The 26,952-nt window shown below is 57.6% G+C and carries 22 protein-coding genes; 12 read left to right on the plus strand and 10 right to left on the minus strand.

Features of this window, described 5'->3' with window-relative positions; genetic code table 11:
* The first annotated feature begins 321 nt into the window (after positions 1–321).
* Together istA and istB are read left to right on the plus strand one after the other, a co-directional pair.
* Positions 322–1,344, plus strand: a complete 1,023-nt coding sequence (gene istA / locus QEN43_RS02990; RefSeq protein ID WP_026609734.1) for an IS21 family transposase — start codon at positions 322–324, stop codon at positions 1,342–1,344.
* Positions 1,341–2,123: an IS21-like element helper ATPase IstB gene (istB, locus tag QEN43_RS02995; RefSeq protein ID WP_026609733.1), complete on the plus strand. Its 783-nt coding sequence runs from the start codon at positions 1,341–1,343 to the stop codon at positions 2,121–2,123. The genes istA and istB overlap by 4 nt, the downstream gene beginning before the upstream one ends.
* Positions 2,124–2,373: 250 nt before the next feature.
* Here istB and QEN43_RS03000 read toward each other — a convergent pair whose 3' ends face one another.
* The 5 genes from QEN43_RS03000 to QEN43_RS03020 all read right to left on the minus strand — a co-directional run bounded on the left by QEN43_RS03000 (position 2,374) and on the right by QEN43_RS03020 (position 6,469).
* On the minus strand, positions 2,374–3,393 hold the full coding sequence (locus QEN43_RS03000; RefSeq protein ID WP_026610319.1) for a DUF4438 domain-containing protein: 1,020 nt from the start codon (positions 3,391–3,393) through the stop codon (positions 2,374–2,376).
* 13 nt (positions 3,394–3,406) lie between these two features.
* The gene (locus QEN43_RS03005) at positions 3,407–4,258 is read right to left on the minus strand and encodes a hypothetical protein (RefSeq protein ID WP_026610320.1); all 852 of its coding nucleotides are present in this window, start codon (positions 4,256–4,258) and stop codon (positions 3,407–3,409) included.
* 11 nt (positions 4,259–4,269) lie between these two features.
* The gene (locus tag QEN43_RS03010) at positions 4,270–4,596 is read right to left on the minus strand and encodes a hypothetical protein (protein WP_156912725.1); all 327 of its coding nucleotides are present in this window, start codon (positions 4,594–4,596) and stop codon (positions 4,270–4,272) included.
* A gap of 76 nt (positions 4,597–4,672) precedes the next feature.
* Positions 4,673–5,350: a hypothetical protein gene (locus QEN43_RS03015; protein WP_026610322.1), complete on the minus strand. Its 678-nt coding sequence runs from the start codon at positions 5,348–5,350 to the stop codon at positions 4,673–4,675.
* Positions 5,351–5,371: 21 nt separating this feature from the next.
* The gene (locus QEN43_RS03020; protein ID WP_026610323.1) at positions 5,372–6,469 is read right to left on the minus strand and encodes a hypothetical protein; all 1,098 of its coding nucleotides are present in this window, start codon (positions 6,467–6,469) and stop codon (positions 5,372–5,374) included.
* Positions 6,470–6,971: 502 nt separating this feature from the next.
* Between QEN43_RS03020 and QEN43_RS03025 the strand changes: the two genes are divergently transcribed.
* Positions 6,972–7,940: an IS481 family transposase gene (locus QEN43_RS03025; RefSeq protein ID WP_317963691.1), complete on the plus strand. Its 969-nt coding sequence runs from the start codon at positions 6,972–6,974 to the stop codon at positions 7,938–7,940.
* Here QEN43_RS03025 and QEN43_RS03030 read toward each other — a convergent pair.
* The 4 genes from QEN43_RS03030 to QEN43_RS03045 are packed head-to-tail and all read right to left on the minus strand — an operon-like array spanning position 7,910 to position 12,922.
* A complete protein-coding gene (locus QEN43_RS03030) occupies positions 7,910–9,607 on the minus strand; it encodes a hypothetical protein (RefSeq protein WP_317963692.1) in 1,698 nt (565 codons plus the stop codon). The genes QEN43_RS03025 and QEN43_RS03030 overlap by 31 nt on opposite strands.
* Positions 9,608–9,642: 35 nt before the next feature.
* Positions 9,643–10,923: a hypothetical protein gene (locus QEN43_RS03035; RefSeq protein WP_036269283.1), complete on the minus strand. Its 1,281-nt coding sequence runs from the start codon at positions 10,921–10,923 to the stop codon at positions 9,643–9,645.
* A gap of 26 nt (positions 10,924–10,949) precedes the next feature.
* Entirely contained in the window at positions 10,950–11,816 is an 867-nt protein-coding gene (locus QEN43_RS03040) for a serine/threonine-protein kinase (protein ID WP_036269284.1), read from the minus strand.
* Between the two features lie 47 nt (positions 11,817–11,863).
* On the minus strand, positions 11,864–12,922 hold the full coding sequence (locus tag QEN43_RS03045; protein WP_026611910.1) for a hypothetical protein: 1,059 nt from the start codon (positions 12,920–12,922) through the stop codon (positions 11,864–11,866).
* A gap of 335 nt (positions 12,923–13,257) precedes the next feature.
* Between QEN43_RS03045 and atpD the strand changes: the two genes are divergently transcribed.
* The 4 genes from atpD (at position 13,258) to QEN43_RS03065 (ending at position 18,266) form a co-directional block, all read left to right on the plus strand.
* Positions 13,258–14,643 (plus strand): F0F1 ATP synthase subunit beta, encoded by a 1,386-nt coding sequence (gene atpD / locus QEN43_RS03050; RefSeq protein WP_026611911.1) that lies wholly within the window; start codon positions 13,258–13,260, stop codon positions 14,641–14,643.
* A 206-nt stretch (positions 14,644–14,849) separates the two neighbouring features.
* Positions 14,850–16,019 (plus strand): bifunctional 3-hexulose-6-phosphate synthase/6-phospho-3-hexuloisomerase, encoded by a 1,170-nt coding sequence (hxlAB, locus tag QEN43_RS03055; RefSeq protein ID WP_026611912.1) that lies wholly within the window; start codon positions 14,850–14,852, stop codon positions 16,017–16,019.
* A 235-nt stretch (positions 16,020–16,254) separates the two neighbouring features.
* Positions 16,255–17,163 carry a cation diffusion facilitator family transporter gene (locus QEN43_RS03060; protein WP_026611913.1) on the plus strand — a complete coding sequence of 303 codons (909 nt, stop codon included), beginning with the start codon at positions 16,255–16,257 and terminating at the stop codon, positions 17,161–17,163.
* A gap of 230 nt (positions 17,164–17,393) precedes the next feature.
* A complete protein-coding gene (locus tag QEN43_RS03065; protein ID WP_084162359.1) occupies positions 17,394–18,266 on the plus strand; it encodes a L,D-transpeptidase family protein in 873 nt (290 codons plus the stop codon).
* Positions 18,267–18,637: 371 nt separating this feature from the next.
* Here QEN43_RS03065 and QEN43_RS03070 read toward each other — a convergent pair whose 3' ends face one another.
* A complete protein-coding gene (locus QEN43_RS03070; protein WP_317963693.1) occupies positions 18,638–18,799 on the minus strand; it encodes a hypothetical protein in 162 nt (53 codons plus the stop codon).
* A 514-nt stretch (positions 18,800–19,313) separates the two neighbouring features.
* Here QEN43_RS03070 and QEN43_RS03075 point away from each other — a divergent pair.
* The 5 genes from QEN43_RS03075 to QEN43_RS03095 all read left to right on the plus strand — a co-directional run bounded on the left by QEN43_RS03075 (position 19,314) and on the right by QEN43_RS03095 (position 26,938).
* Positions 19,314–21,125, plus strand: coding sequence for an ABC transporter ATP-binding protein/permease (locus tag QEN43_RS03075; RefSeq protein WP_026611914.1), 1,812 nt, complete (start codon positions 19,314–19,316; stop codon positions 21,123–21,125).
* Positions 21,125–21,757: a transglycosylase SLT domain-containing protein gene (locus tag QEN43_RS03080; RefSeq protein ID WP_317963694.1), complete on the plus strand. Its 633-nt coding sequence runs from the start codon at positions 21,125–21,127 to the stop codon at positions 21,755–21,757. The genes QEN43_RS03075 and QEN43_RS03080 overlap by 1 nt, the downstream gene beginning before the upstream one ends.
* 199 nt (positions 21,758–21,956) lie before the next feature.
* Positions 21,957–24,158 carry a bifunctional 23S rRNA (guanine(2069)-N(7))-methyltransferase RlmK/23S rRNA (guanine(2445)-N(2))-methyltransferase RlmL gene (gene rlmKL, locus QEN43_RS03085; RefSeq protein ID WP_026611916.1) on the plus strand — a complete coding sequence of 734 codons (2,202 nt, stop codon included), beginning with the start codon at positions 21,957–21,959 and terminating at the stop codon, positions 24,156–24,158.
* Positions 24,159–24,458, plus strand: coding sequence for an acylphosphatase (locus tag QEN43_RS03090; RefSeq protein WP_036269285.1), 300 nt, complete (start codon positions 24,159–24,161; stop codon positions 24,456–24,458).
* A 569-nt stretch (positions 24,459–25,027) separates the two neighbouring features.
* The gene (locus QEN43_RS03095; protein WP_317963695.1) at positions 25,028–26,938 is read left to right on the plus strand and encodes a DCC1-like thiol-disulfide oxidoreductase family protein; all 1,911 of its coding nucleotides are present in this window, start codon (positions 25,028–25,030) and stop codon (positions 26,936–26,938) included.
* The last annotated feature ends 14 nt before the right edge of the window (positions 26,939–26,952 follow it).

The raw sequence follows: 26,952 nt of genomic DNA on the forward strand, positions 1-26,952 counted from the left end.
CGCGGCGGGGCATCCGTGCCCCGAATTAACCTGGCCGATATTTCAGGCCGGGTTAATAGAGCGTCTTTGTATCGAGTGTGGGCGAATTCGTTCGCTTCGGGCGCTCTGAGCGTGCAAATTCATTCGCCCGTAGGCCGTATACAAACCGGGAATGCTCTAAGTACATTCCGCCAAGACCTCCGGAACCTCGACAGATTGATTGGGTTGGTGGGGTTCTCCTGCAGTGCTGCTTATGTGTCACCGCCGATGTAGAAATGACCCCTGACACCGAAGTAAATTTGACCCCTTGGGGGAAAATGGCGGCTTTTTTGAGCCGCGGAAATGTTGACTCAGGAGCAGTCAGTGGAGATCAAAGTATTGGCCCGACAGGGCCATGGCATCAAAGCCATCGCGCGGGAGCTGGGCGTCTCGCGCAACACGGTACGCAAGTACCTGCGCAGCGAAAGCGCGTTGCCCCGGTACCGGCTGCGGGCGCCCCGCCCCTGCAAGTTGGATCCCTTCAAAGCCTATCTGCAGCAACGCATCGAGGCGGCACGTCCGCATTGGATTCCGGCCACGGTGCTGCTGCGAGAGCTTCGTGAACGGGGCTATGCAGGCGGCATCAGCCAGCTCAAGGCGTATCTCGCCCCCTTCAAACGGCGACCGGAAGAACCGGTGGTCCGCTTTGAAACCCCACCGGGCCGCCAGATGCAGGCCGATTTCACGACGATCCGGCGGGGGCGCGATCCGCTCAAAGCCTTCGTGGCCACGCTGGGGTTCAGTCGCGCCACGTTCGTGCGCTTTTCCGACCGCGAGGACAGCGCGGCCTGGTTGACGGGGCTGCGCGAGGCCCTCCACTACTTCGGCGGGGTGCCCGAAGAGGTGCTGTTCGACAATGCCGGCGCCATCATCACCGAACGGGACGCCTACGGTGAAGGCCGGCACCGCTGGCACCCGGCCCTGTACGCGCTGGCCGGGGCGTATGGCTTCCGGCCCAAGGTCTGCCGGCCGTACCGGGCCCAAACCAAGGGCAAGGTGGAGCGCTTCAACGGATACCTGAAAGCCAGCTTCATCACGCCACTGGCGGCCACGCTCAAGAGCGCCGGCTTGACACTCGATGTCGAGACCGCCAATGCCCAGATCGGCCCCTGGCTCGATCAGGTGGCGCATCAACGGGTGCACGGCACCACCGGCGTACAGCCCGCGGTGCGATTGGCCGAAGAGCGCCTCGCCCTGCGGCCGTTGCCGGTTCAGGCACCCCAAGGCTTGCCGGCACCCCAGCGGCACGTTGGCCGCGTCTTGCCCCATGACAGCCTGCAACATCCCCTGTCGGTGTACGACCAGTTGCTGGAGGTGACGGCATGAATCTGCAGCACGCCCGGATTACCGAACTCAGCCAAAGCCTGAAGCTCGAGCGGATCGGGTCGGACTGGCCCCACCTGGCCCAGCAGGCCGCCGATCGCGAGGAGAGCTTTGCCGACTTCCTCGAGAAACTGCTCATCGCCGAGGCCAAGGCCCGCGCCGAACGCACCCGGCAGACCTTGCTCAAGATGGCCACCTTGCCGGTCGTGAAGACTTTGGAGCAGTACGACTTTGCTTTCTCCTTGGGAGCGCCCCGGGCCCAGCTCCAGGAACTGGCGGGTTTGAGCTTTATCGAGCGCACCGAGAACATCGTCCTGCTCGGCCCCAGCGGGGTTGGTAAAACCCATCTGGCGATCGCCTTGGCCTACCGCGCGGTGATGGCCGGCCTCAAGACACGCTTCGTCACCGCCGCCGATCTGATGTTGCAACTCACCGCCGCACACCGCCAGGAGCGTCTCAAGGAGTACTTCAACCGGGTCGTGATGGCGCCCAGGCTGTTGGTCATCGATGAGATCGGCTATCTGCCGCTCGGACGTGACGAAGCGAATCTCTTCTTCAACGTCGTCGCCAAGCGCTACGAGCGCGGCAGCCTGATTCTCACCAGCAACCTGCCGTTCACCCAGTGGGCGGGCACCTTTGCCGATGATCAGACCCTGACGGCCGCGATGCTGGATCGGCTCCTGCATCACGCCCACATCGTGCAAATCACCGGCGACAGTTACCGATTGAAGGACAAGCGCAAGGCAGGAACAACCCCGCCGCAGACAGCGGCCGTCGAATAACTTTTGGGCCTCAAGGGGTCAATTTTACTTCGGCGATAAACCCTCAAAAGGGGTCACTTTTCAGTCGGCGTTGACACTTATGCTGCAAGACTTCCCTGTTTGTACTTAGAAGCGCACGCCATCAGTACCTTTTCCCGATGCGCCGTTCGCCGAATTTCCTGGTCAACGGAAAGGAACGGTCGCTTTTAAGGACTGAGCCCGTGTGCTGAAGTTTGTACGTTTTCTACTCACAGTTACTCAAAGCACATTTTCATTCAGTGAGATATTTACGTTTTACGGTCGATGCCACGGGTTTTCTAAGAACGGCACTGAAAGCGGTCTGCTGCCGTTCGATCAAGGTTCGAGAGCGGGTCTGGGTTGTCGGACGACGAATATCAAACAATGCGGCCAAGTTCGCACGCGGATTGCGCACCGGTCGGATTCGGCTGTTTGCGCCAGTCAGCAATGGTGTAACACCCGGCCCGTGGCCGCTAACCGTGCTATCCCCGTGGACGATGATCCCGATGGTGATTCGGCCCCGTCTGTAACTGGGGCCAAAGCGCGTGTCTGCATCCGTGATCGCCACCAAGTCGCCGAATCGCAAGGAATCGAGCCGATAGCGTCGACGTAGTTCGGGATCGAACAACTGGATATCGTATTCGCCGCGCCACACAGTGTTCTTGCCAAGGCCGGAACCCATGATGCGAGCCGGAAAGCGGTGGGTTACCGGTACCTCGATGTAGCTTTCTCGTTCTTTGATGCCCCAGCGTCTAAGTAAGTCCGGCGAGCAATTGAAGACAGTGATGTCCGGGTAATCGAGGAGACTCATTCCCAGTCCGAAGCTATAGATCTGGACACGGTCGCCGATGGCTAGGCGTCTCAGTATTTCGGTCGGAAAGTCCACCAGCACATGATCGATGCCGCCATGCTTGCCGGTCACCAGACCCCAGTGGCCGGTGCAGGGACCGCTGATTACCCTTGCCCGGTTGCCGACGCAGGCGTAGGTGATCAGCGCCCGGTTGGGACCGCTCCGGTCGCCGACCACCTCGCGCTGGTTGTTGTGCAAAGCCACGCCCGGTTCGATGTGATCGCCGGCCAGGCCCACGCAGCGGTCGCCGATGCGTCGGTTGATCACGATGCCTCCGGTGGCGGGCAGCACCCGCGGCACTCCGTCGTTTCCAATGCGATAGGGGTTGGCCGCACCGATGGGATGGGCAATCTGTCCGGCGACAGCGACCATCACCAGGTCCGATAGGTTCAAGCGCAGGCTGTTTGGGTTCGGCTCGGACATGGTGTCTGATACCTCATCTGTTGAGGGCGTACCAAAAGGCCTTGGCTCCGCGCCAAAAATCGGACTCTGAGACCTCGACCTCTCTGTTGTCGTCCAGAAGTTCGCCCGCGAAGGAATCATCCGGCTCCGCGCGACTGGGTACCAGGTGCGCGCCCGGAGCGACGAGGTGCAGCACGGCGAGGCGAAGCCCGGCCCAACAGATGCCTGCGAGTCCGGACGAAACCAGTAGTTCCCGCAAATAGTGTCGCTCCAGCGCGACCAGCTCGTCGCTTTCGTCCAGTTCTTTGCAGGGGATTTCCCAAGTCTCCAGCGCCCGGCAAATTTCCGGTGTTCCAGTGGCCGAGGGTTGCAGCGTCAGAATAAAGGACGAGGGCAACGCGGCCGACAGAGCCACGGTATCGCAGAAGGCCGCATCCAGCGTCGAGCGGGTAGGCAGCCGGGCGTCCAGGGAATCGTTCAGGCTTTCGTACCGAAACACGATGTCGGCATCTGCGTCCTGTGGCAAAAAAGATTCGCTCAATCCATCGCCGATCCAGAACATTTTCAAGCGGATCAGGTCAGTGTTGAAGCGTAGGCGCTCCCATTCGCGCAGAGCCGAGACGAGCTGCTGTTCATCGAATGCTGTAGGACCGTCCGAAGAGAATTCGCGCGTTTGGATGCTGGTCAATGTCCGGGGCTGCCGCAGGTAGAAATGGGTATTGTCCAGGATGTGCCACATCTCTCGCGGAATCCAGGTGTCCACGAATTCGCCGAGCCGTTTGACCACCGCTAGACCTTGGGGCGACAACGCCAGTGCCGGATCGATCACGCAGGACCAGCGACGAGGGGTGAGTTTGACCTGTAATTCCTGGAATGCCGCGACCATGTTCCCTTGCCTCATAAACGCCAAATCGCACGCGCTTGTTTAAAATAAAGACTCTTTCCGTCAAGCGCCGACAGCGGATCGGGTGCATCACCCAAGGTCGGGCCGCTCGCGGTGTTGGGGCTATGGCTAAAACGCCGGAATTCCTGCCCGTGCAACCCCAAAGACATGCCCATCTGGTCCAACCGACCCTGTTCTGACCTATCGTCCGCGGGATCGAGGGTGAAGAACACCACGTCACGCAGTTGGAACTTAACCAGCGCCGCCTCTCCCATTCGAGTCGGGGAGGATTCCACCTGCCGAGTGCCCAGGGCTGATGAATCGGTCGTTCGATGAGACATGACAGCTTTCCTTGAGCTCTGGATAGGCTTCCGGCAAATAAAATGCAGCGTATTAACGCTGCCGATGACGCCTCTCTTAACCCAAATACGGGCTTATAGGAGAGAGCTCCCCGAAAGCATCGAAGCTTCTCGCCCGTATTGGCGGTAAACGGCCGAGGACCGAAAAGATTGGGTGCCGGGCAATCATTTCCGGTCTTGCGCCGCCCGACTGGCGCACCCAGCCGGTGGTTACAGGGCGTACCCTTCCGTCGCGCCCTGCGCGATACTGTACTTGACGCACCTCCGTGATTCTCCCGGCCTGCCCGCGTCGGGTTGGTTTTTGGGCGGAGACGAAGATGCTCGCCAAGCCTTCCATGGGATTGCGTCCCCGTTGGCCGCCTCGTATCCATCGCTCATAGGCTGTTTGCATCGCCCTCAAATGCTCCCGCCGATGCTGTCGTTGGCTTTGGGAATCGAGATCGACCTCCAGATTCATTCGCGTGCCCTTACCGGTCCGGTAATGGAGGTCAACTACCGGTCCCACTGCGCTCCGCGAGCCATAGACCGGGCGACCTCGTCCGTCGGTTATGCTATGTTCCTGGCTGTCTCGATTCCCGATCGGATCGAGTACCCGCCGGAGCTGATATAGGATGTCGAACTGAGGTTTGTCGGCCTCGTCGACGGAGTATGCCTCGAGGAAACCGTCAAAGTCGGTCATTTCGTCCCGGCTGTCGATGGTTTCAAGAAGGTCCAACCGATCCTCCGAGCGGCCCATGTTGTACCTCTTGCCTTTGGGTTACACCACCGCCCCTGCGGCGGCCTGCACACCCAACACGTTTCGTAAAGCGGGCGTAACACCCGAGAATCCTCTTCCTTCCGGCGTCATCCGATAGGCAGCTATCCAGGCTTCAGCATGAGCGCCCATGGGGCGGATCGTCGACTGGAACAGGATGGGATCGATGGCGGTTTTGAAATCGTTGTCGGCGATGAACTGCAGGATGCGCCGGCCGCTTTCCGCCATCTTGGCGCGCTGGGAGGGTTCAGCAATGCCGCCGAGATAGCGGTTGGAAACGATTTCCACCACATCCCATTTGGTGTTGGCGTCGAACGCTTTCTTGATATCCGGCGCGTCCAGGAGTTGCAACACGGACTTCAGGTAATGGCCGGTCTCCATGGTCAGCGAGAAGATGTTGCCGTAGGTGCAACGGTCCAGTGCGTAGCGAAGGTCCAGTCCTATGCGCTGTACTGTGGCGACAGATCCGAACGGCCGCTGCTCGATGAGTTGCCCGCCACGGATCACCTCACCGATCAAGAGATCGCGGAAGTATTGCGACACGGCCACCATGAAGCCCACCAACTGTCGGTGGAAATTCTGGTTCACGATGGCGCCGGCCGGAGCCTGGGCCGTGCCGTAATTGAACGCGCGCCGATACGCTATCATGCGATCCCGCTGGGTGTAGCGGAGCGGTTTCCATTTCTCCAAGAGATACAGCCCGCGGGCGCCGGGACCACGCTGGATACGCATCCTGCCCAGTCGGAACAGCCGGAGCAGCACGTCCACCACCTGGAAAATTTTCATGCGCTCGTGCTGGTAGATGTAATACAGCTCGGCGGCGGCATGGAGCTGGCTGGGCACCACCGAATCGTCGAAATCCGGCTGGATATAAGGGTAGGAGAGGTCTCCGAATTCCACTGGTCCTTTGCCGCCGAACCCGATCAGGTCCAGGAAGGCGTCTCGCTCTTCGCCGTTGGCCGCTTTTTTCAGCAGATCGCCGAAACGGTCTTCGAACTGCTGCTCGTACTGCTGGCGTTCCTCCGGCGGAAGCGCGGCCAATTGCTCCCTGAGGAACGACTCCCATAACCTTTGAATGGTTTCAGTGGTGTTGAAGCTCATGGCTGGCTCCTTGGTAAGAAGTCATATCGTCATATAATCCCGCCGGATCGCTCGGAGGCGAAAGTTCGTATCAAATCGTTGTACAAACCAAGAATTTCGATTAAACGCTTCGCTCGTTCGGTAAATTCGTCTGTCTTAAAGTCTCTAAACGCATTCTGGAATCTGTTTTGAATCGCTTCGGATTCCGATAGCTGGTTAAAAGCGGTGTTATAGGCGCTGCTGCACCGGAGTTTTGTCAAGGTCTCATTGTTTGTGTCAAGAACAAACTCCTTATCGGTTACCAGGTCCTGGATTTGACTGAGTATTCGAATGCAGTCAAAAGCTTCTTGCGTTACATCGTTTGGCGAAGGTTTGGAGTTGAAGCCCTTGATGATGTCCTCTTTCGCTTCTTCAATAAGTGTCGCGTCTCGTGTGATTATTTACCGAGAAGGAGTTATGCTCTGTTCGAAGCCCGGAGCCTTCTCCAGGAGATATTCGGTTCGTCCAAGTGAGGTTTCTCTCCATGCAGATTCGTCTTCATAAGAACGCCCGTACCACCCCGGCCGTTCGGCAGGCCATTCAAGCGTCCACGTTGAGCGAGCGCGCCTTGGCCCAAAAGCATGGCATTAGCCGAACGACCGTCCGCAAGTGGAAACACCGCTCCTCGGTCGAAGATGCCTCACACCGGCCCCACACCCTCAGAACCACGCTCACGCCCGCCCAGGAAGCCATCGTGGTCTACCTCCGCCAAGCTCTGCTCCTCCCCTTGGATGATCTCCTGGCCGTGACCCGGGAATTTCTCAATCCCGCCGTGTCCCGTTCCGGGCTAGACCGCTGCCTGCGCCGCCACGGGGTGGCGTCCCTCAAGACCCTGCTTCCGCCTACAGAGAAGGCGAAGGTCAAACCCTTCAAGGCCTATGAGCCCGGCTTCCTTCACCTGGATGTTAAGTACTTGCCCGCCATCGACGGCGAACCCCGCCGATACCTGTTCGTCGCCATCGACCGCGCCACCCGCTGGGTCTATGTCGCCCTCAAGCCCAACCGCTCCGCCTTAAGCGCAAAGGACTTCCTCAAAGCGGTGATTCAGGCCGCGCCTTTCCGCATCCAGAAATGCCTGACCGACAACGGCTCGGAGTTTACCGACCGTTTCCTGACCCGAACTCGGCAGCCCTCGGGGACGCATGAGTTTGACCGCCTCTGTACTGAACAAGGCATCGAACATCGCCTGATTCCGCCGGGCCGGCCCCAAACGAATGGCCTGGTGGAACGCTTCAATGGCCGCATCGAGGAGGTGTTGCAAACCCATCACTTCGATTCAACCGCCGATCTGGACACCACCCTGCACCGCTATGTCGAGCTGTACAATCATCACATTCCCCAAAAGGCCTTAGGCCATCTCACCCCGATCCAGGCTCTCAAAAACTGGCAACTGTCCCATCCTCATCTTTTTCGAAAGAAGGTTTACGATCTTGCGGGACTTGACAAGCTGTAGAGTGCCGTGAGATTGTCCATCGTAATGAGCCCGTTCTGTCGATCGGTGGCTAATCGATCGATATAAAGTTCGATTTCTTCGCAGAGGTTAGGAGATTCTTCGCACAACCCTGTATTTTTGAGCGTGGATTGGATGTCGTTAGCAAACTCAGTCAATTCATTGACCGCTCTCGCGGTGGATGGGTCTGTAACAGGCAATGGCGGGCGCAATTTAGCCTGGATAACCTGCAGAATTCCTGGCGGAGTATCGTTGCTCAGGGAAGTAGGAAGGCGGTACTTATCAGGGCCGGTATCGTCGGCGGTCTGGGAGTCGGTGTCGAGGAAATGCTCAATCAAATAGCTGTACGCGGCGGCGCGACGCTCAGGCGCGCCGAACGTATGCTTGCCCACCGCATAGAGATCGATCGCTCTATCCACATCGTAGAGGATCTTGTCGAGAATGATTTGGTAGCGCACGCTTTTCGGATTGCAGCCACACTGCATGAAGCAATCCAACTCGTCGGCCAATAAACCGCGCTGGATGATCAGGTCCAACAGCGTGCGGTCGGCATCCCCCATAGTGGTTGTTCCGTAGAGACCATAGAAGAGAATGGGTGGTCTTGCGATACGCATCAGGCGGAATCCGCCTGAACTCTCGAAAGCATCGGCAAAGAGTGCGAGCGCTTCGAGGAACGCTGTCAATGGTGGGGATTCTGGACTTACGGCCTGGCGGCCAACGATCACGAGGCGACGGAAGCGTTCCAAATCCACCTGGGCAGTCGCCCCGAGGGCGCGTAATCCCTCGGTTCTGCCGTGAGAAGCGCGCTGAATGAGTTCGTCCATGATGCGGACCAGTTCGTGTTCCAGCAGCAGCGAGCGCAAGTCTCCATGCCCTTGCTCCTCGAGAATCCTGAACAAATTGCGATAGGCATCCAAACCCCGTGGCCAGTCATTGGGCCCATAGGCTTCCTGAGTTGCGCCGATCAGGTTCCGCAACGCATAGATGACGGCATCGCGGCGGACCTGGAGTTCGCTATAAGGCGTCTGCAATAAGAAGCGCCCGCCGTTGAAGCCGACATTCGCCAAGGACTCACCCATAATCACCAGGATCACCGCAGCAACTTCGTCCAGGCTCTGAGCAAATTTACGATAGGACAGACTCATGGTGGGCGTCAGCGCTCCGACCAAGCGTGCCAGACGCGCGTAATCACCCAGCTGCCGTCGAATGGCAAAAGCCTTGTCTCGTTGTCTCGGGTCAAGCGCGAAACGTGCTGCGGTAGTTCCCTCCTGGATAGCTGTTCTAAGCGCCTGAGCCCAGCCTTGGATCTCAGGTGTTATGTCTTTCAACAAGGGGTTGGTGAGGAGTTCCTGCAGATCCCTCTCTACGTCGTTTTTAGCCTGCTGTAATTCAGCGTCGGACGATGTGGCCGCCTGTACCATCGGTACGAAGTTCGTCGACGTGGACAGCAAGAAGGGCAGTCCTTTCGCCTCCTGGCTGATCGCCTTGGCGCGCGGGTCGTCCTTGAAACGCTCGAGAAGGGCATTGGCGATCTGCTGGGGATCGTTGGGATCGCTGACCTTGAGTTCGCGCCGGATCAAGTTGTCCAGAGCCAGGCGCTGATAGCCGCTATTGGCGGGTGTGGTGCCGGCGGAACTACCGTAAAACGGATTGCTCGATGGGGATGCCATGGTTTTCACCTCGTCTATTCATTCAGATCGTTCCGTCATGCCGCCTGGGGCACACGTGTTAGTGAAGCGCTGCCTCCTCGGCTGGATTCGGTCAAATGGCGAATGACCCGAGTGGCTAGCGTATCCGGCGCGATGCGCCCTTGTGCCAGCGCGTAGCTCGCAGCGCTGACCAGATGGCGGGGCGCTAAATCCTGCGGAACGCTGCCTTGGACTAAGACTCGGACGCCGTCACGAATGGCGCGCTCGTCTTCAGGGCGAAACGGGATAACGTCTACCAGCGCCCGTTGCGCCAGATTGCGTCGGGTTTGGAAAGCGATTTCATCCACTACGTGGGGGATCAGCTGCTCGGACGTGGCCAGAAGACGCACCGGAAGCCTATGGAATCTTCGCGGGTCGTAAAGCCGTTTCCAGATCGCACGCAGTAATTCGCCATCCTTGCGGAAGCCCAGGCGTCTCAGCATTTCGGCCAATATGTGAATGCGCAAATAAGCGGTCGGGTGAGCGCCGCCTGGTCGGTAGGTTAGGGTGCGGGGCGCGGGATGGGCGAGGAAGTTCGCCATGCCGAAGGCCGCCGAAGGTCCGCCCAATAAGATCGCGGCGAGATCGGCAAAAATTTCCTTGTGCCAGCGCCCGTAGATACGGGTGATGCCGGGGTCGCCGCTGCTGCGCAGCAGCCTCCGAATCACCGCCTGACGGTTCTCCTGCCAGATGCCGAGATCCGCCTGAAGATTGTGGGCAACCTCGTGTAAGAACACCGCCTGCCAAGGGTTGTCCCTATCCCAGGGAATGCGCACGATGGGGAAGGGGTTGGGCTCGCCTAGCAGCCGGTTGAGCTGGACTCCGCGGCGCATGGTGGCAGGCGAAAAGCCGTGTTCCATGTAACACAGGGGCTTGAGCAGCGGCCCCCGGAAGATATAGGGTGCCGCCTCGCGCACAGCGCGGTAGCAATCCGCCGCGATGACGTCGTGGGCGGCCAGCGCAGGAGCGAACATCGATCCGCGCTGGCTGAAGATTTCGAAAAACAGTCCGAAGGCCCGGCGTGCCCGATCGATTTCCCGCTCCACCAGGGCGATGTCGATCAAAACACGCTGCATGGGCACGCTGCGCCAAGTCTCCTGGAGATGGCTTAGACGCCGTTCGACCTCGGCATCGATGGTGGCGAGACGCCGGTTGGCGGCACGGAAGTGAGCGGTGGAAGGTGCGTATAGCCGGTCCTGTGGACGGATGCCCACCGATTCGGGGTCGATCCGGGCTAGACGGCGGGCTCGTGCCGCCAGTGCCCGAATCTTTACTGCCAGAAATGTCCGTGTCACCATGACGCCGTACCCCGCGCGCTCCTAGCTTATCGCCCTTGGATGCTGATGGTTACCGGAGCGCGTAGAGTGAAGCGCCGGCGTCGACGACAGCTGGGACAGGTCACCCCGGTGCTTCTCCTGCCTACCACGGGCACGGCGCGTGATAGCCGGCGTACAGCCTGCGGACTGCGAGCGACGCGTTGAGCCGTGCGCTGGATCGCCCGGGGGGCCGCCTGGGCCGGAATGCGGCGTTGACGGACACCCCGCTGCACCGCTCTGACGACCGACGGAACGGCTCGGGCCGCCTGGGGTCCCTGGCGCCGGGCGATGGTTCGAGTGGCCTGGGTGACGCTCCGCACCAAGCGCCTGCGGGCGGGCCGTGACATCCGCGATACCCCGGGAACGGTCCGCCGAATGGTGAGTCCGGCGATGACGGGGGCTGCGGCGTCGATGCTGTCCTCCTCATCGGCCAGGTCGATCATCTCGTCGAGCGCCTCGAATTCGTCGGCTTCGTCGGCCATCAAACGGCCCACCACTCCCGCTACACGGCCGATGGCTTGGGTCCATGGCAGCGGAATGGCGCTGGCGATGGGCGCAACATTGCGGGCGATGCGGCCCACCACCGGGGCTGCCCGCCGGGCAACCTGGACCGCGCCGCGCGCTACCCGGCCTATGCCGCGCGCCAAACGCCGGAAGAACTCGTCGGCGTCTTCCGCTTCGAGCGCGTCGACTACCGCCTCCTCCATAGCGTCGAGCATCTCCTCGTCGCCCAGATCATAGGCGTCGTATTCGTCCCAGGACTCAAATTCGTCGAATTCGTCGTCCTCGAACTCGTCGAACTCGTCATAGGCACGAGCAGGGCTTTCCGCTTCATCGTAAAAGAGATCGTCCATCAGGTCGGTTTCGAAACTCATGGCTGTTACCTCGGTTATTGCATTGAAACGTTCGCAATCCGCAGGCGTTAGCGGCGGATAACGATTTCCACGGGTCCGCGCAGCACCACGCGCCGAGGAAGCCGACGCCGGGCCACGAAACTCCCGCCGGCCGCGGGAAGCGGTCGAGACAGGCTTTGCACCAGCACGGGCCGAGCCGCGACGCGCGCAGCGGTTCTCCGTAAGGCGGGGGCCACGGCTGCGGGGCGTGCGGCGGCTCGGCCTACGCTACGGGCGATGCGGGGCAGTGCACGAACGGCTTGCGGTCCCTGGCGGCGGACCAGGGTTTGCGCCGCCTGGGTCGCACTCCTTACCACCTGGCGCGCAGCCGTTCGTCCTACCGCGGTGCCGGTGCGTCTTACGATCGGGCGGATCGCGGCACGGGCCGCCACGCCGGCAATCACCGGCAGAGCTTCATCAACGCCTTCGTCTTCGAACCAATCCGCCAGGTCCTCGAATACGTCCATCTCGTTGGAACCTTGAGCGGCATGCTGCTGCAACATCGGCAGTATTTGGCTCAAGAGATTCGGCAGCCCGGCCGGCATTCCCGGCATGCCTCCCGGCCGGGGGCGGATCTGTGTTCCTCTGCGGCGCGGCCTGCGACCGCCGCCGGCGATCGCGCCTGCCAGACCCTGCACGCCTCTCGCGGCGGTCTGGACGTGGCCGGCAACGCGCCGGGCAGTGCCGGCGGCCCGTCGGACGGCGCGGGCGCCGCGCCCCACCACGCCGGCTATGCCGCGGATGCCTCCGATCAGCCGGCTGAGAAATTCGTCGCTGTCATCGGCATCGAGCGCGTCGGCCATTACCTCTTCCAGCTCGTCAGCTAGATCGGCTTCGTCTTCGTAGTACTCATCTCCGGAGTCCTCCGCTTCGTCGAATCCGTCCTCGAATCCATCGTCCTCGAGATAATCTTCTTCGCCTTCTTCGAAGCCGTCGGTTTCGTCGACCATGGCATCCTCATCCATGCCGTCCTCCTCGAAAGCGTCCTCTTCTTCGGCGGCATCCTCCTCGAACATGTCCTCGGCCGACTGTGGCGTGGTTTCCCCGGCCAGGTCCTGCATCACTTCACCTTCGAATTGCTCGTCCACGGGACAACCCTCCTACGACAGTGTGACGTCAAACGAGGAGCTTCATTGTGACGGCTCCCCCAATCTTTGGCCGTTACTTTGGTCTCGCTAGGCTAGCGCAGCAAGCCGCACGATTAGGGGCGTCAGCTTGGGGTAACTCGAATGAGGGACAGGGGGCGTTTTCGGGACAAGGCGGTTGCTCAACCGGCGGGAACCGATCGGGCAGCTCAGCGGATGCAGCCTATCCTGGCAGTCCGGGGGATCCTTCGGCAGTCTAAGGGCGAACGAATGGGGCGAATTGCTGGTATAAGGATCTCGGTCAGCGGATCGATCGGAACATCAAGCGTAAAGTCGCAATGAGCACTCCGGAAACACAAGTCACGCCTTCACCCATCGGCCATATCGCCGAGGTTTACGGTCCGGTGGTGGATATTGCCTGCGAAGCGCTGCCGCCTTTGCATCGAGCTTTGTATGCAGCGATCGATGACGAACGTTATGTATTCGAGGTTCATCAGCATCTCGATCCGACCCGGCTGAGGGCGATCACCTTGCACCGAACGGCCGGGCTGCGGCGCGGCATGTCGGTCTACGATACCGGGGGCGCCTTGCGCGTGCCGGTATCGCCGGAATGCCTGGGACGGCTCCTGAACGTTTTCGGTGCTCCACTGGATGGCGGCGCACCGCTGCCGAACCTTGAGTTCCGGGAGGTTTTAGCGCCCCCGGCCGCGCTTCATGAGACCGTTCCCGCCAGCCATATACTGGAGACCGGGATCAAAGTCATCGATCTCTTATGTCCCTTCGTGCGAGGTGGAAAGACCGGTTTGTTCGGCGGGGCCGGTGTCGGCAAGACAGTATTGATCATGGAATTCATGCACGCCATCGTCGCCCTGCACCAGGGCGTTTCCGTGTTTGCCGGGGTTGGGGAGCGCATCCGCGAGGGGCATGAGCTGTGGCACGAAATGCGCAACACGGGTGTCTTGGGTAATGCGGTGCTGGTTTTCGGACAGATGGACGAATCGCCCGGAGTTCGATTCCGGGTCGGCCTCACGGCGCTGACTTATGCGGAATATCTGCGTGATGCTATGGGGAAAGAGGTTTTGTTCCTCATGGATAACGCCTTTCGATTCGTACAGGCGGGCAGCGAGGTTTCCGGATTGCTCGGACGCATGCCGGCTACGGTGGGCTATCAACCGACCTTGTTGAGCGAGGTTGCGGAGCTTCAGGACCGCATCGTATCCACGCGTCGCGGCGGTATCACCTCGGTTCAGGCGATTTACGTTCCGGCCGATGACATGACCGATCCCGCAGTGAATGCCATTCTCGGCCATCTTGACACCAGCGTGATCCTGTCGCGTGCCCAGGCCGCCAAAGGGATTTATCCGGCCGTCGATCCCCTTCTATCCGGCAGCAAGATGATGGACCGCTATTTTCTAGGGGACCGCCATTACGTCGTAGCCGAGGCCGTACGCGAGCACCTGGCACGCTATCAGGAACTGGAGGACATCATCACGATGCTGGGCATCGAGGAGCTTTCCGAAAAAGATAGGCGTGTGGTCCTTCGAGCCCGCAGGCTTCAGCGTTACCTCAGTCAGCCGTTCCACATAGTCGCCGAACATACCGGCATTCAGGGCGTTTCCGTGCCTTTGGAAAGCACTCTAACCGACTGCGAAGCCTTCCTGCGCGGCGACTACGACGAGGTCCCGGAGGATCGCTGCTATATGCGCGGAGCAATGCGATCCTAACGGCCAGCATGATCATCGTGAATACCCGGGGATCATCGCCCGCCTTTCCATCTTGCTGAGGATCGACACTCTGCTAGCATAGTCAGTCCTGCGACGGGGGGAATCGGCCGGTGACCACCATTCGTATCCGCCGGGGCGGATCGCGGCCGACCGACAGCCCGCGCGCCTAGATGAAAACCAACAATAAGCAGTCGGAGCACAGATTCATGGCAAGACCATTACTACAATTGGCGTTGGACTCTTTGGACGTCGATCAAACCCTAAAGCTGGCGGGCCAAACTGCGCCGTATGTCGATATCTTCGAAATCGGCACGCCGTGTATCAAACATAACGGTATCGGTCTGGTTACGGAGCTGAAAAAACGGTTTCCGAACAAGCTGATTCTCGTCGACCTCAAGACCATGGATGCCGGCGAGTATGAAGCGACGCCTTTCTTCGCTGCGGGTGCCGATATCTGCACGGTGCTCGGCGTGTCCGGTCGCGCGACCATCGCCGGCGTGGTCAAGGCGGCTAACGCGCATAATGCCGAGGTTCAGGTCGATCTCATCAACGTGCCGGACAAGGTAGCGTGCGCGCAGGATGCGGCCAAGCTAGGTGCCCATATTATCGGCGTGCACACGGGACTCGATGCGCAGGCGGCGGGGCAAACGCCGTTCGCTGACTTGCAGGCGATCTCGAAATTGAAGCTGCCGGTCCGAGTATCCGTCGCAGGAGGAATAAACCAATCGACCGTTCGCCAGGTCGTGAAAACGGGGGCCGACATCATTGTTGTCGGTGCTGCTATCTATGGTGCTCCTTCACCTGCCGATGCCGCGCGCGAGATTCGCGACCTGGTCGAAGGCAAGCATCATAAATTCATCATGTCGAAGCTTGCGGGCGTACTCGAGTCTACCGACGCCAGTTACCAGGCAAGGCTGACAGCGATGCTGGATCGGGCTTCACGCGTCTTTATCGCAGGCGCGGGGCGGTCCGGCTTGGTCGCTAAGTTCTTCGGTATGCGCTTGATGCACGGTGGTTACGATGCTTACATCGTTGGCGAGGTCGTTACTCCCAGCATTCGAAAGGGCGATTTGTTCATCGTCATTTCCGGGTCCGGCGAAACCGAGACGATGTTGGCGTACACCAAACGCGCGAAGGAGATGGGCGCCAATATCGCCTTGATTACCACCAAAGACAGTTCGTCGATCGGTGATTTGGCCGATGTGGTGTTCCGGATCGGAACGCCGGAGCAGTATCGAAGAGTGGTTGGAATGCCGATGGGAACGACCTTCGAGCTATCGACGCTGATGTTCTTGGAGGCAACAATAGCCCACATCATCCACACCAAGAAGATCCCCGAAGAACAGATGCGTACCAGGCACGCCAATCTGGAATAAGATTGCGGCGGGCGGGATTGCGGAAGCCGCCGTGTTCCGCCCGTCACGCGTGTTTTTAGGGGATAGGTACTCGGCGGTCCATCGGTAGCGTCCTTGTGCTGCGAGGTAGGATTCGCAGGAGCCATCGCGCCTGCGAACGGTTCGTTTTGGCCACTCTGGTAAGAATGGGGGCTGAGCGGGGGGATGCTATGCTTTTTTCACGATTTCGATACAAGAAACGCCCACCAGAATATCCATGTCGCATCAAGCCGATTCGCTGAGGTCCATCCTGTTCGCCTTAGGCGCAAATGGGGCCATCGCCGCCTCCAAGCTGTTCGCCGCGATTTACACGGGATCCAATTCCATGCTGGCGGAGGCCATACATTCATTTGCCGATTGCGGCAACCAGGGTTTGCTGATTCTCGGCCTAAAGCGGGCGAAACGTCCACCTTCGCCCGACTTCCCCTTGGGATATGGCAAGGCAATTTATTTTTGGTCATTCATTGTCGCGCTGATACTCTTTAGCATGGGCGGCTTGTTTTCGATCTATGAAGGCATTCACAAGCTGGAGTCGCACGAGGGGCTGGAGTCGCCGTGGCTAGCCATAGGGATTCTGGTGTTCAGCATCGCCATGGAAAGCGTCTCGCTCTATGGGTGTCTCCAGGAAGTCAACAAAGCTAGAGGCACTCGTGGAATCTTGCGCTGGTTCCGCGAAACCCGACAGAGTGAGCTAATCGTGGTATTGGGCGAAGACGTCGCGGCTTTGGCGGGTCTGGTGTTCGCTCTGGTCGCGGTGGGGCTGGCCATGGTAACCGGCGATCCGGTTTATGACGCCGCCGGCAGTATCGTGATCGGCGCCCTACTGGTGCTGGTTGCGGTGGGCATAGGCGTCGAGGTCTCGGAGTTGTTGATCGGCCAAAGCGTCGAGCCCGAAATGAAGCAAGCCATACGGAATCATCTGGACAAGCGTGAGGAAGTTGCGCAGATTTTCAATCTGATTACCCTGCAACTCGGCAACGACGTGATGGTGGCGGTGAAGGCGAAGATGCGTCGGGTAGCCGAGACCAACGATATGATCGCTGATATCAACCGTTGTGAGGCGAGCTTGAAGACGGCGTTTCCTCAAGTGAAATGGGTGTTTTTTGAACCAGACAACATCGATTGATTGGGGTTGCACACAGTAGAGCCGGTGCGACGATTCGCACCAGACGGAATCAGCCTAAAAGTTGTGGAAATTTTCGATAAGGCGGTAAAGAACATGGTGTTCGATATAAAGGATAGGTCGGGACGTGGATTGGCGTTTTCTTGTCGAAATCGTATGGGTTTACAATCGGCATGCGATCGATTGACAGCCTTGCAGCCAAGGAGGCGAGATTCTTTGTGAGGGACCAGTGTATGAAATTGAAATTCGAGACTATCGTGTTGTTGATGGTGGCGGCTGCCTTTTTGGCATCATGCACCGGAACCGGCAAGAAGCCAGCAAAGACGGGAGGGAAGCAAGTGTTTAGAGTGGTCAAGAAACATCAGCCGGTCGCCAGCCGATCTCCAATTCCGACTATCGATCGATCGTCCATGCTTCCGCCGCCGCGCATCCTTGAACCGGGTCACCGGACCACGCAGGACGTGCTTGACCTGTTTGGCAGCTATGTCGAGCAGGAGCTCAAGCCTTATTTCCAGAACGCCGGTGTGTCATATCCGCCTAAAAAGCTCACGTTTATTGCGCTGAAGCAGGAGAAAAAGCTCGAAGTTTGGGCCCGGGACGATGGGGATTACCGGTTCATCCGTGACTACGATATCAAAGCGGCCAGCGGGGTGTCGGGACCCAAGCTGAGACAGGGGGACAAGCAGGTTCCAGAAGGGATATACCGCATCGTCGCGCTGAACCCTAACAGCAATTATCACCTGTCCATGAAATTGAACTATCCGAACGAGTTCGATTGGTTCCATGCTCAGCGCGAAGGTCGTTTCGATCCGGGTTCGGATATTTTTATTCATGGCGACAGCGTGTCCGCGGGCTGCCTTGCCATGGGCGACAGGGCAATCGAAGAATTGTTCGTGCTGACGGCACAGGTCGGGCCAGAAAACGTCAAGGTGATCATCGCGCCACGGGACCCGCGTGTTTTACCGCTAGATCCCAACGGCTACGGACTGCCGCCTTGGACATCGGAGCTGTACAGGATGATTTCCGCCGAGATGGAATTTTTCTCCGATGACATCAGAGTTTCGAATAGCCGGTCGTTGTACCCGGTGCGTTCACCGCTTCGTTAAGCAAGCTGGGAGTTAAGGTGGCGGCCATTCATCTGCTTTTGGCAGGCTCAGGAGAGCGTTCGGCAGGTTTGTCCTGAGCCGAGTGGAAAGGCCTGCCATTAACCAGCTTGTACTCACCGGTGGCCCTGGGCCTATCGCGGGATTCAATCAGCGCGTCTGTAGGAGCCTCATGGTTGTTCGGGATCGTTGCGCGCGCTGCGACTCGTCGGGCGATTTCGGGTCCCGGTGGTCAATGCGTTCCGAGTCTTTTCCGACCGATTGATCGCTCAGAGCCAGGGAAAGACTCAGCTCAACAAAACGCGTACGCTTTGCGTCCGAAATTTAGCCGAAAACGATGCGAATTTCGTGACGAAACAAGCCGCGATCGTCAATCATGGCGCATTTTCGATGCGATTCGAACTCTGCGCCTGGCTGTGCGCTTCAACTTCGTCGAGGATGCCTGCGAGATGCATCCGTAGGATGTATTTCACGTATTTCCATAGGACGGCGAACGTTTGTTCGCTGAGCTCGCGTTCGATAACTGTGGTCGACATAACATGTTCCTCCGGGTTCACGGTGTGCTCCCGTAAATGCGATTTCTATGATTCGCTGGCGACAGGGAATCGAATCCCAACGATTCAGATAATCGTCGTTGAATCGTGATCGGCCGCGCCGGAACCACGGCCTAGGGTCATTGCCGATGATGCGAAATCACTGACAAGCCGGCAAAGGCCGCAACCGAGCTGCCTTGTGTTTTTCCCTTTCCTGTTTACGAATGTTAGCCCAAACGAAAAAGAACCGTGAGCTTTTTCGAGTGACTCATTTCAACGATGGCAAATTTGGCTAAATACGACGAAACTTGAGATGTCGGCAGCATGCGCTCCCCTTGCAGGCAACACGAGACTTGCGTCACACTGCGCGCCGAATTGAGCGAGATCGGATGTCATCTTTCAGTCTATAAGTGCGAGAGCCGACCCGGCATCTCGGTTGTCTGGTCCGTTCGCGCTTGTTTGGGGCAGCACACCGGGTGGGAAGCACGCCGCTGCGGATATTACAAAGACAATCATTATGAGCTCAGAATTTTCACAGATTAACCGGTTGACTTGGCTTCGTTTCGTTCGCGGCATCAAGAGCTTCGTGTCGTCTGAGGTGGGCCGCAAGGCGGTGATGTTATTTGTCGGCCTGATTCTGTTCCTGTTGGCAATCAACGGTCTCAACGTTCTGAACAGCTACGTCGGTCGCGATTTCATGACCGCGATCGCGGAACGAAACCGGGAAGGTTTTGTTTGGATGGCCGTTGTCTATCTCGGTGTCTTGGCTGGATCCACCCTGGTTGCGGTTTACTACCGTTTCACCGAAGAGCGTTTGGGGTTGCTCTGGCGGGAGTGGTTAACGCGCCGCTTGGTGAACGTCTATCTGGAACATCCCACCTACTACCGGCTCAATGACCGGCTGATAGCAAACGGTGAGATCGCCAATCCGGATCAGCGGATTGCCGACGACGTGAAAGCGTTTACGGTAACCACGCTGTCGTTCACGTTGATCTTGCTCAACAGCGCGTTTACCGTTGTAGCATTCTCGGGCGTCATGTGGTCGATCAGTCCGCTGCTTTTCGGTGTGGCGGTGTTATATGCCCTGGCCGGATCCTTCCTAACGATTAAGTTCGGTTATTCCCTGGTCGGATTGAACTATACCCAGCTCGATAAAGAAGCCAACTTTCGGGCGGATCTCATTCATGTCCGGGAAAACGCCGAATCCATCGCGCTGTTACGCCGCGAGGGCCGCCTCAGGGCTAGGATTTTGCGTCATCTCGACGAACTGATCGCCAATTTCTACCGCATTGTCGTGGTGCATCGGAATCTGGGGTTCTTTACCACCGGCTACAACTATCTCACTCAGATCATTCCCGCTCTGATCGTGGCGCCTCTCTACATCCGCGGGGATGTCGAGTTCGGCGTGATCACCCAGGCGGCCATGGCATTTGCGCACCTCATTGGCGCATTCTCGGTGATCGTGACGAATTTCCAATCCATTTCCTCCTTTGCCGCGGTTATCGCCCGGCTCGGCTCGCTTGCGGAGGCGATCGAGCAAGCGCGAAATACACCTGTTTCAACCGGCGAAGTCTGCGCCCATCACCGTCGTACCGCGGAATGCCTGCTTTGTATCGAGAGACCGGTTGCTCCAGCTGCCATTGAAGTGTGCGAAAACGACGGGTTGCTGGCGTACGAGCATTTGACTCTACGATCGCCCGAGGATGGGCGCATCGTGGTCAAGGATTTGTCCGTGTCGGTGCCGCCCGGAACTAGACTTCTGGTTTACGGCGAAGACGACACTGCAAGGGTAGCCTTGTTCAAAGCAACCGCTGGTCTTTGGGAAGTCGGTGAGGGGCGGATCATACGACCGGATCTGGGCCAGATCATGTTTCTTCCGGAGCGGCCCTATCTGCCGCCTGGAACGCTTCGCGAAATATTGGTTCGCACCGGACAGGAGTTCGTAGTCGACGATGCGCGTATCCGTACCGTGCTTCGCACCTTGGATCTTGAACCAGTGCTTGCGAGAGCCGGCGGGCTGGATACGGAACAGGATTGGGACAGTATTCTGTCCCTGGCCGAACAGCAATTGGTGGCCGTCAGCCGGCTGCTGTTGGCCTCACCTAAATACGCGTTCTTGGACCGCATCGACACGGCTCTGAGCACGGAGCAAGTCGGTAAGGTTCTCGATATTCTCAATGCGAACCGGATTGGCTACGTTAATCTCGGGGAAGCGCACGACGGTCTCGATTACTACGACGCGGTTTTGGAATTTACCGCAAGCGGTGACTGGACATGGAAAGCACTTCGACCCGAGCTGGAAATGCATTCCGAAAACTCCGCCGTCTGATGCGTTTCGCAAATGCTGGAACAGCCGAGGTTCCTGTAAGATCGCTCCTTTTCGTCCTGTTTGCAGCTGTGCTGGCCAGTTGTGCAACTGCCCCGCCGAAAAATCCCTCGGATGTGTGCTCAATATTTTTCGAAAAAGAGGATTGGTACGCGAGTGCTAGGAAGGCACAACGGCGCTGGGGAATCCCAGTGCCGATTCAGATGGCGATCATCAATCAGGAATCAAGTTTTATCGAGGATGCGCGACCGCCGCGCTATCGTCTCTTGGGGATCCTGCCGCTCTGGCGTCGGTCATCAGCTTATGGTTATGGGCAGGTCAAGGACGAAACTTGGGACTGGTACCGCACTAAAACCGGCAACCGCAGCGCCGATCGGGATGAATTCGAAGACGTGGTCGATTTCATCGGCTGGTATGCGCATCAAAGTTACAAGAGTCTCGGCATTTCAAAGTCCGACGCTTACAACCAATACTTGGCGTATCATGAGGGGCACGGCGGGTTTCGGCGCAAGTCTTATCTGTCCAAGCCGTGGTTGATGCGAGTGGCTCGGCGCGTAGAGACAACCGCGGCACGTTACCGCCGGCAATTGCTGACTTGTCAACCATCGCTCGAAAGGTTATTGGCGAGCGATTGAGGGTTTGTCGGCCGCGCCGAAGCGGTGCTTGCAAACGGAGAGTCGGCAGCCAGGGCATGGCGTAAGCAATCCTGAGTTTTCTTTTTTCTTCCAGTAAAGAGGGCTCTTGTTTGGGTTCGATTGTCCCAATGTGTATCGCTCGGACTTTTTACGAGCTCTAGCTGATCTCCTCCGGTCCACTTATAGCCAGCACTGACCGATGATTCATTTTCAGCGCTTTTTTGCGACCGTTCCGCTCGGTATGGAATATCTTTTGGCCGACGAACTCAGGGCATTAGGGGCAGCAGAGGTCGCAATAAGCCGTGCGGGCGTGGCCTTTGGCGGCGACCTCGAAGTGGCTTACAAGGCCTGCTTATGGTCCCGCTTAGCCAATCGCATTTTGCTTCCGTTGGAACGCTTTCCGGCCGCAACGCCCGAAGCACTTTACGAAGGCATCCGTCGCATCGAATGGAACGCTCATCTGGATACGCAGGCAACTTTCGCCGTGGATTTTGCCTCCAGCCGATCCAGGATCAGCCACACGATGTTCGGCGCACAAAAAGTAAAGGACGGCATTGCCGATTATTTCCGGGAAAATTACGGGATACGCCCGTCGGTGCGTCCGGACCGACCCGATCTTCAGGTGAACGTTTATTTGGATCGCAATGTAGCGACAGTAAGTATCGACCTATCTGGGGAAAGTCTGCACAAACGCGCCTATCGGCAGGAAGGCGGTAAGGCTCCGCTCAAGGAAAACTTGGCGGCGGCTATTCTGCTTCGCGCCGGTTGGCCGGAGATCGCCGCGCACGGAGGACATTTCGTTGATCCCATGTGCGGGTCGGCCACCTTGCCTATCGAAGCTGCGCTCATGGCTGGCGATTTCGCCCCGGGTTTGCTGCGGCCTTATTTCGGTCTGTTCGGCTGGAAAAATCATGATCGAATGTTATGGCAGAAGCTCGTGGAAGACGCTCAACGGCGCTCCGAGCGAGGCTTGCGTGAACTTCCGCCGATTGTCGGCTACGATATCGACCGGCGAGCTATCCGCATCGCCTTGGAAAACATCGAGCACGCTGGGCTCAGGGGGTACGTGCACGTGGAGCGGAAGGACGTGGCCGATGTTCGGCCGCGTCACGGGTTCGGACTGATCGCGGTCAATCCGCCGTACGGCGAGCGCTTGGGCGAGGCGAGTACGCTGGTTCCGCTGTACACTGATCTTGGCGCGGTGCTCAAGACACATTTTGTCGGCTGGAAGGCTGCCGTACTGACCGGTAATCCGGAACTGGCGTTCAAATTGGGGATACGGGCCAGGCGCTATTACACGCTCTATAACGGGGCGCTCGAATGCCGGCTGTTCAATTTCGGCATTGAGCCGGAGCGTTTTTTCAACCCGCGCGAATCCGAGCCGTTGAATGAAACTCAACGTAAGATTCGCGAGATTGTCCGCAAAGCCAAGGCTGTGGATATGGCCGACAGCGGCGCGGAAATGTTCGCCAACCGTTTGCGCAAGAACCTTAAGAATCTCGGACGCTGGGCGCGGCAAAACGGAATCCGGTGCTATCGGCTGTATGACGCCGATTTGCCGGAATATGCCGTAGCCGTCGATGTGTATCAGGGCGACCTCACCTGTGTCCATATGCAAGAGTATGAGGCGCCGTCAAGCATCGATCCGGCCAAGGCCGAGATGCGATTGGTCCATGCCGTAGCGGTCGTTCCTCAAGTGCTTGAAATCCCCCCAGAGCAGCTTTTCCTAAAAATTCGGCGTAAGCAGAAAGGCTTAGCGCAATACGAAAAGCAAGCCGAGACTGGGCAGTTTCATGTGGTCGAGGAGAGTGGATTGAAATTTTGGGTCAATTTCGAGGATTACCTCGATACCGGGCTATTCCTCGACCATCGCATTACCCGGCGGATGATCCGAGATCGAGCGGCGGGCAAACGTTTTCTCAATCTCTTCGCCTACACCGGAACCGCTTCGGTGTACGCGGCCCAAGGCGGGGCGGCCTCGACCACCACCGTGGATTTGTCCCGCACCTATTTGGAGTGGGCGAAGCGTAATCTCGAGCTGAATGGCCTTCATGGCAGCCGCCACGAGTTCATACAGGCAGATTGTCTCGAATGGATCGATCAGGTATTGCGAGAGAAGCGGCGCTTCGATTTGATTTTCCTGGACCCGCCCACCTTCTCCACATCCAAGAGAATGCGGCAAACCTGGGATGTTCAGCGGGATCATGCCATGCTGATAAAAAAATGCACCGAACTCCTGGCACCGGACGGGACTTTGGTTTTTTCCACCAATTACCGGAAATTCAAACTCGATACTGAGGCCCTGGCGGGTATGAAGCTCGAGGATATCGGTCGGCAGACGATCCCTAAGGACTTCGAGCGCAATCCGCGGATTCATCATTGTTGGCTCATTACGCTTTGAATGCTTGGAGGTATACCTGTGACCAGGCGGGTTCACGTTTTTGTAGCGGGGTTGGTGCAAGGGGTGTTTTTCCGGGCGACCGCGCGTGATCGGGCGGTATCTCTTGGGCTTACGGGGTGGGTGCGAAATCTTCCCGACGGTCGCGTAGAAATTCTTGCGGAAGGTGAGTCGCAACGGATCGCCGAGTTTCTGGACTGGTGTGAGAGTGGTCCTCCTCGGGCACGAGTTGATTCAGTTGAAGTCATCGATGAAGTACCAGCTGAAGAATTCTCCACATTCGAGGTGCGTGGATGGTTTTAGCTTTTCATGGAGACATTCCCAACGCTTCGGTGGATTGTTGGCAAGCAGAACTCAGCGCAATTCGCGCCGATCAAGCAGCAAAACGTGGTTAATTCCGCAAGGGAAACATTACAATTTGCAGTGATCCGTTTTCGCAACCAGGGACAAGATTCTTTTTGGTCCGGGAAATCGGCCATGTTCCGGGACATTTTGAACTTTGGTTGTTCCGGCCGGGAATAGAGCGCTCGCGGACGAATTCATTGGCTCGAGCGAACAAAGCGAGTGACGGTAACGATACCATGGCGTTTTGGGGATCGATTCGGACTTATCTGACTTGGATCAAAGCGCCGGTCCGGAATCATGATACAGTGTTCGGATCCCTGCGGGGGGATGTCTATTCGCTTACGCCGGCGGCAACTGACAGAGCTTGTCTGAACCGCATTCGTCGATTTCGATCTATAACAAATTCCTAGCGTTCAACTTTATTCCCTCCGCTCCACTCTCGACTGAAACCCTAATAATCCTGTCCAATTGGATCGTTTTTTATTACTCAAAACCTGCTAATAATATCCAGTCAAAGTATTTAAGCAATGTATCGCAAATTGAAAACCTTAGTCGAGAAAGGACTCGTCAAACAAGTTCCCGCTGTCGGTCTCGGTGCCTTCCGAATTGGTTTTTCGTTAGTCATACTTCAGGAAATCGTTTTCTTATTTTATTTTCGACACCTCATTTTTGACCCAGTGCCTTTTTTCGATAGGGCCTCTCCGATATTGCACTTTTTTCTCCTGGTATGGGCGGCTATCGCGGTGTGCCTGGTGCTAGGCTACCATACCCGAAGAGCAGCGGTAGCCAATTATCTATTCTGGGTTGTTTTCGTCGTTTTTACGCCCATGTGGCAAGACTTCGACGGCGGATTCGATCAGTTGATGACCGGCTCGAGCTTTCTCCTGATTTTTCTGCCCACGGAACGTGCGTTGTCATTGGACAATCTACGCTCGAAACTGAGGTACTCGACTCCGGCGAGCCGATACGAGCCGAATGACAAGGTGTCCGTCCTTGCCTACTATCTTCCGCTCGCCATTTCCTTGGGATTGCTGTATCTCGACTCCGGTATTCATAAGCTTTCCGCGGAGTTTTGGCGTAACGGCATGGGGGCTTGGCTTCCGCCCACCATGCCTTATTACATGTCGGCTATCGACATGACCCCTTTGCTGAACCTAAAGCTCGTGGAGATGTTTATCGGTTACACGATAATCGTTTTCCAGTTGGTATTTTTATTTTTGTTTTGGTTCCGCCCCTTCCGTGTGCCGCTCCTATTCATCGGAGCAATATTCCATACCGGAATTATTCTTTCCCTCAATATCTATCCGTTCGGTTTTGCAATGCTGGTTCATTATTTCTTGATGGTTCCGTTCAAGTGGTGGCGGAAACTGACACAGGCGCTCCGGCTAGAGCAACCGAGATTGACCGTTTTCTACGATCGACAATGTCCATTGTGCAACCGCACGGTAATTATTATTCAGCATTTCGATATTTTCAGAGCTATAGAATTTAGGGATTTGCAAACTTACGCCAAGGAATATCGGCAACTCGAATCGATTCCGGAAAGCGAACTTTTAAAAGATCTTTATGCGCTGGACGGCGAGGGGAGGCTGTATTCTGGTCTGGATACTTATATTCAGATCATGGTCTGCATGGGATATACCGCACCTTTCGGCTGGTTCATGAAGTTGCCGGGCGTCTATCATTGGGGAAACCGGATTTATCGACGAATAGCTGATCGGCGAGAACGCGTTGTTTGCGACGAAACCTGTGCCGTTACTTCAGACCCAGGTTCTTGGGGCGAACATCCTTTTGGGGAATGGTACCGGCGGTATGCAGCGACGCCTGCGCAACAGACCCAGCGTATCGCAAAATTCCTCATCCTGATTCTGATGCTGCAACTGAACAGCACGGTTCACTACGGTCTCTTGTACCGCTGTGGTGACGACTGCGACATGGGTGAGTTCGGGCGCGTACTGGATGAAGTCAGCAACTCGATCATCAATTTTTCCCACGCCTTTCTTGGAATAACGCCACACGCCCTTTACATGCATGACCACTTTGCCGGCTACAATCACATCTTGGCGATCACGTACAGGGATGAGACCGGCCGCGAACACTGGCTGCCTTTCGTCAACGAGGAAGGACGGATAGTCGCGCCGAACTGGGGTCGGGTCCAGTCGATGTGGGCAAACGTTGCTGTGACGTCTCACATGCACCGAGAACGCTTGAGCAAGTTTCTGAAAAAAGTTACAGCCTTTTGGGGCACGAAATTAGGCCTGGATCTATCGCACGCCGAATTTGTGATCAAGCTGAAAGAAGTGAGCGTGCCTATGGATTGGGAAGAAGACTTACGCCGTAAGAATATCGCTCAGCCGTGGCGTGATATCGGTAAGATCGTTTGGGAACGTCGGAACTTTCGTGTCGAACTACCGCATATCGATGTGGAGGCCCTGTGATACCGTTAGCCGGC

Origin of the sequence: Methylocaldum szegediense, from assembly GCF_949769195.1 — a bacterium.
Taxonomy (GTDB): domain Bacteria; phylum Pseudomonadota; class Gammaproteobacteria; order Methylococcales; family Methylococcaceae; genus Methylocaldum; species Methylocaldum szegediense.

Bases quoted from the DNA above. Each gene is read 5' to 3' on its own strand.
- istA (WP_026609734.1), top strand. From the start codon at position 322: ATGTTGACTCAGGAGCAGTCAGTGGAGATCAAAGTATTGGCCCGACAG.
- istB (WP_026609733.1), top strand. From the start codon at position 1,341: ATGAATCTGCAGCACGCCCGGATTACCGAACTCAGCCAAAGCCTGAAG.
- QEN43_RS03000 (WP_026610319.1), bottom strand. From the start codon at position 3,393: ATGTCCGAGCCGAACCCAAACAGCCTGCGCTTGAACCTATCGGACCTG.
- QEN43_RS03005 (WP_026610320.1), bottom strand. From the start codon at position 4,258: ATGGTCGCGGCATTCCAGGAATTACAGGTCAAACTCACCCCTCGTCGC.
- QEN43_RS03010 (WP_156912725.1), bottom strand. From the start codon at position 4,596: ATGTCTCATCGAACGACCGATTCATCAGCCCTGGGCACTCGGCAGGTG.
- QEN43_RS03015 (WP_026610322.1), bottom strand. From the start codon at position 5,350: ATGGGCCGCTCGGAGGATCGGTTGGACCTTCTTGAAACCATCGACAGC.
- QEN43_RS03020 (WP_026610323.1), bottom strand. From the start codon at position 6,469: ATGAGCTTCAACACCACTGAAACCATTCAAAGGTTATGGGAGTCGTTC.
- QEN43_RS03025 (WP_317963691.1), top strand. From the start codon at position 6,972: ATGCAGATTCGTCTTCATAAGAACGCCCGTACCACCCCGGCCGTTCGG.
- QEN43_RS03030 (WP_317963692.1), bottom strand. From the start codon at position 9,607: ATGGCATCCCCATCGAGCAATCCGTTTTACGGTAGTTCCGCCGGCACC.
- QEN43_RS03035 (WP_036269283.1), bottom strand. From the start codon at position 10,923: ATGGTGACACGGACATTTCTGGCAGTAAAGATTCGGGCACTGGCGGCA.
- QEN43_RS03040 (WP_036269284.1), bottom strand. From the start codon at position 11,816: ATGAGTTTCGAAACCGACCTGATGGACGATCTCTTTTACGATGAAGCG.
- atpD (WP_026611911.1), top strand. From the start codon at position 13,258: ATGAGCACTCCGGAAACACAAGTCACGCCTTCACCCATCGGCCATATC.
- hxlAB (WP_026611912.1), top strand. From the start codon at position 14,850: ATGGCAAGACCATTACTACAATTGGCGTTGGACTCTTTGGACGTCGAT.
- QEN43_RS03060 (WP_026611913.1), top strand. From the start codon at position 16,255: ATGTCGCATCAAGCCGATTCGCTGAGGTCCATCCTGTTCGCCTTAGGC.
- QEN43_RS03065 (WP_084162359.1), top strand. From the start codon at position 17,394: ATGAAATTGAAATTCGAGACTATCGTGTTGTTGATGGTGGCGGCTGCC.
- QEN43_RS03070 (WP_317963693.1), bottom strand. From the start codon at position 18,799: ATGTCGACCACAGTTATCGAACGCGAGCTCAGCGAACAAACGTTCGCC.
- QEN43_RS03075 (WP_026611914.1), top strand. From the start codon at position 19,314: ATGAGCTCAGAATTTTCACAGATTAACCGGTTGACTTGGCTTCGTTTC.
- QEN43_RS03080 (WP_317963694.1), top strand. From the start codon at position 21,125: ATGCGTTTCGCAAATGCTGGAACAGCCGAGGTTCCTGTAAGATCGCTC.
- rlmKL (WP_026611916.1), top strand. From the start codon at position 21,957: ATGATTCATTTTCAGCGCTTTTTTGCGACCGTTCCGCTCGGTATGGAA.
- QEN43_RS03090 (WP_036269285.1), top strand. From the start codon at position 24,159: ATGCTTGGAGGTATACCTGTGACCAGGCGGGTTCACGTTTTTGTAGCG.
- QEN43_RS03095 (WP_317963695.1), top strand. From the start codon at position 25,028: ATGTATCGCAAATTGAAAACCTTAGTCGAGAAAGGACTCGTCAAACAA.